Origin of the sequence: Saccharomonospora iraqiensis subsp. paurometabolica YIM 90007, assembly GCF_000231035.2 — a bacterium.
Lineage (GTDB): Bacteria > Actinomycetota > Actinomycetes > Mycobacteriales > Pseudonocardiaceae > Saccharomonospora > Saccharomonospora paurometabolica.
In genome coordinates this window covers 1-2886 of record NZ_KI912199.1, presented here as the reverse complement: position 1 = coordinate 2886, position 2886 = coordinate 1, and the positions used below count along the sequence as shown (strand labels likewise).

The following is a 2886-nucleotide window of genomic DNA, read 5'->3' as shown; positions in this document are numbered from 1 at the left end:
GGGATCGGGGCGAACCGGGAGTGTGCCCGCGAGACCGTCGGAGCACTGCTGGACGACGCGGCCGCGGGCCGGCTCGGTGCCGCGAACCGACGCCGGTCCGGGCTCACCGGCCTGGTGACCCGTCTGCGCGCCCGCGCCGGGGTCTGAGCGGGGACCGGCCGGGGGCGGTCAGCCGGTCAGTCGGTCACCCACCCGTGGTCGACGGCCGAACGGAGCAGGCGCCGGCGGATACTGACGATGTCCTCTGCCGTCGCCGTGGGTGCGGCGTCCAGCAGGAGCTCGGTGATCTCGTCGAGGTACTGCTTGCGTGTGACGGACGCGCCCTCGACCACGGTGCCGGGTCCGTCCGTGTCCCCCTCGTCCTCGTCGAACTCCTCGACCGTGTCGCCCCGGGGGGTCTCCTCCCGCTCCGCGAGGCGGATCCGGGAGGCCTTCAACCCCCGGTCGCCCTCCTCGATGTCGAAGCTGAGCCGCACCCCCGGGGTCACCAGGGCCTTGTCGAACAGCAGGTCGTTGACGTGGACGAACACGTCCTCGCCCCCGTTGTCGGGCGCGGCGAATCCGTACCCCTTGAACTCGTCGAACCGGACGACCTTCCCCGTGACCACGGATCCCACTCCCGCTACCTCGGCGGCACGCCCCTCGCGGCGGCCGTACTGACAATCCCGCCGGACCCTACCCCGCACCGGCGCCTCCGTGCCGTGACGGTGAGCGCCGCTCCGCGCCGCCCGTTCCCCCGACGGGATTGTGTTCGGTCGCTGCTCGTGGTCGCGGCGGGTAATGTCAGCGCCAGACCCTACGGCCGCGGAGTGGCGGTTGACACACTTCCGGGTCGCGGATAGCTTTCCGTGGCTACACGGAGGGAGATGATCATGCTGGAGAAGCTCCAACGTGCCCTGGGGTTGCGGACGAATCCCGCGATCTTCTTCAGCTCGGCGTTGCTCGCCCTGGTGTTCGTCCTCGGGTCCATCCTGTTCACCGAAGAGGTGGACGCCGCGTTCGGTGACGCGGCGGAGGCCGTCAAGGCGAACCTGGGCTGGCTCTACATTCTGGGGGTCACGGCCTTCCTCATTTTCCTGCTCTGGATCGCGTTCAGCCGGTTCGGACACGTGCGGCTCGGTGGCAAGGACGACCGCCCCGAGTTCAGCAACGTCACGTGGTTCGGCATGCTGTTCGCGGCGGGCATCGGCACCATCCTGATGTTCTGGGGCGTCGCGGAGCCGATCAACCACTTCGCGAACCCGCCGTTGAGCGGAGTCAATGAGCAGGTCTCGGAACTCACCGAGGCCGACCTGAACTCCCGGCAGTTCGCCGAGCAACTGCGCGACGTCCCCGTCGCGAACGGATCGGCCGAACCGTTGAGCGAAGGGGCCGCCAGCGAGGCCATCGGCTTCTCGCTCTACCACTTCGGTTTCCACACCTGGGCGATCTTCACGCTGCCCGCCCTGGCGTTCGCCTACTTCGCCTACCGGCGGGGCCTGCCGTTCCGGGTGAGTTCGATCTTCCACCCGATCCTCGGCGACCGGATCAACGGCCCGATCGGCAAGACCGTCGACGTCATCGCCGTCATCGGCACGCTGTTCGGCGTGGCGGTCTCCATCGGGCTGGGCACGCTGCAGATCAACAGCGGCCTGAACGGCCTGTTCGGGATCGAGGTCAGCGGCTCGGTGCAGATCGCCATCATCGCGGTCGTCACCACCATCGCGACCATCTCGGTGGTCCTGGGGCTGGACAAGGGCATCAAGTGGCTGTCCAACATCAACATCTGGATGGCCGTCGCCCTGCTGATCTTCATCATCATCGCGGGCTCCACGATCTTCCTGCTGCGCGGCGTGATCGAGAGCACCGGTACCTACCTGAGCATGCTGGTGCCGTTGTCGTTCTGGAACGACGCGCTCCCCGCGGGCGACTGGGGCTGGCAGGGCACCTGGACGGTGTTCTACTGGGCCTGGACGATCACCTGGGCGCCGTTCGTCGGCATCTTCGTGGCCCGCATCTCGAAGGGCCGCACGGTCCGGGAGTTCGTCCTCGGCGTGCTGGGCGCACCGGTGGCCTTCTCGGTGATCTGGTTCAGCGTCTTCGGCATGTCCTCACTGAACATCGAGTTCAACGACCCCGGCTCGCTGGTCGGCCCGGTGGTGCAGGAGGGGGACACGGCGGCGGCGCTGTTCGCTTTCCTGGACCACTTCCCGGCGACCGAGGTGCTGATGGCCTTCGCCGTGCTGATCGTGGTCATCTTCTTCACCACGTCCTCGGACTCGGCCTCACTCGTGGTGGACATGCTCACCTCGGGCAACACGATGCACCCGCCGACGCGGCAGCGGGTGTTCTGGGCCGTGCTGGAAGGCGTCATCGCGGCCACCCTGATCGCGGCGACGGGTCAGGAGGCGTTGCAGGCCCTCCAACAGGTCATCACCGTGCTCGGACTGCCGTTCTTCCTGATCGGCTTCCTCACGATCTATTGTCTGATGAAGGCGATGAAGCGCGACATCCCGGAGGAGGAGCTGCTGCCGCCGCGGACCCGCGCGATGCTGGAGAAACGGGCGGCGGCCGTGGGGGCCGCGGGAACGGGCGTGGCCGCCGACGGCCACGCCGACGCGGGACCGGCCGCCGAGCCGGGGAGCACGGGGACCACGACACTGCGGTCGCCGGATCCGGTGGACCCGACGGATCCGGACGAATCCGGCCCGCAGGATCCCCGCCCGGAGTCGCTGAACTGACAGCGCGTCGCTGACGGACCACCGGTGCCCGTCGCCCGAGCAGGGCGGCGGGCACCGGTGTGTCGGACACCGTCCGGCGCCGCCGGGCACTGCCGGACACGGCGGGCGCCGCCGGAGGGCCCCGTCTCTGCCGCTCCGGTGCGTCGCCGTGCCGCCGTCAGGAGCG

At 69.2% G+C, this 2886-nt stretch carries 2 protein-coding genes; one reads left to right on the top strand and one right to left on the bottom strand.

Annotated features, from left to right (window positions below; genetic code table 11):
• Positions 1-176: 176 nt before the first annotated feature.
• Positions 177-608, bottom strand: coding sequence for a cold-shock protein (locus tag SACPADRAFT_RS0202725; RefSeq protein ID WP_028662163.1), 432 nt, complete (start codon positions 606-608; stop codon positions 177-179).
• Positions 609-872: 264 nt separating this feature from the next.
• On the opposite strand from SACPADRAFT_RS0202725, the gene SACPADRAFT_RS0202720 reads away from it, so the two are divergent.
• Positions 873-2720: a BCCT family transporter gene (locus tag SACPADRAFT_RS0202720; RefSeq protein WP_007027129.1), complete on the top strand. Its 1848-nt coding sequence runs from the start codon at positions 873-875 to the stop codon at positions 2718-2720.
• Positions 2721-2886: the final 166 nt, after the last annotated feature.

Coding starts and splice junctions, on each gene's coding strand:
- SACPADRAFT_RS0202720 (WP_007027129.1), top strand. CDS start 873: ATGCTGGAGAAGCTCCAACGTGCCCTGGGGTTGCGGACGAATCCCGCG.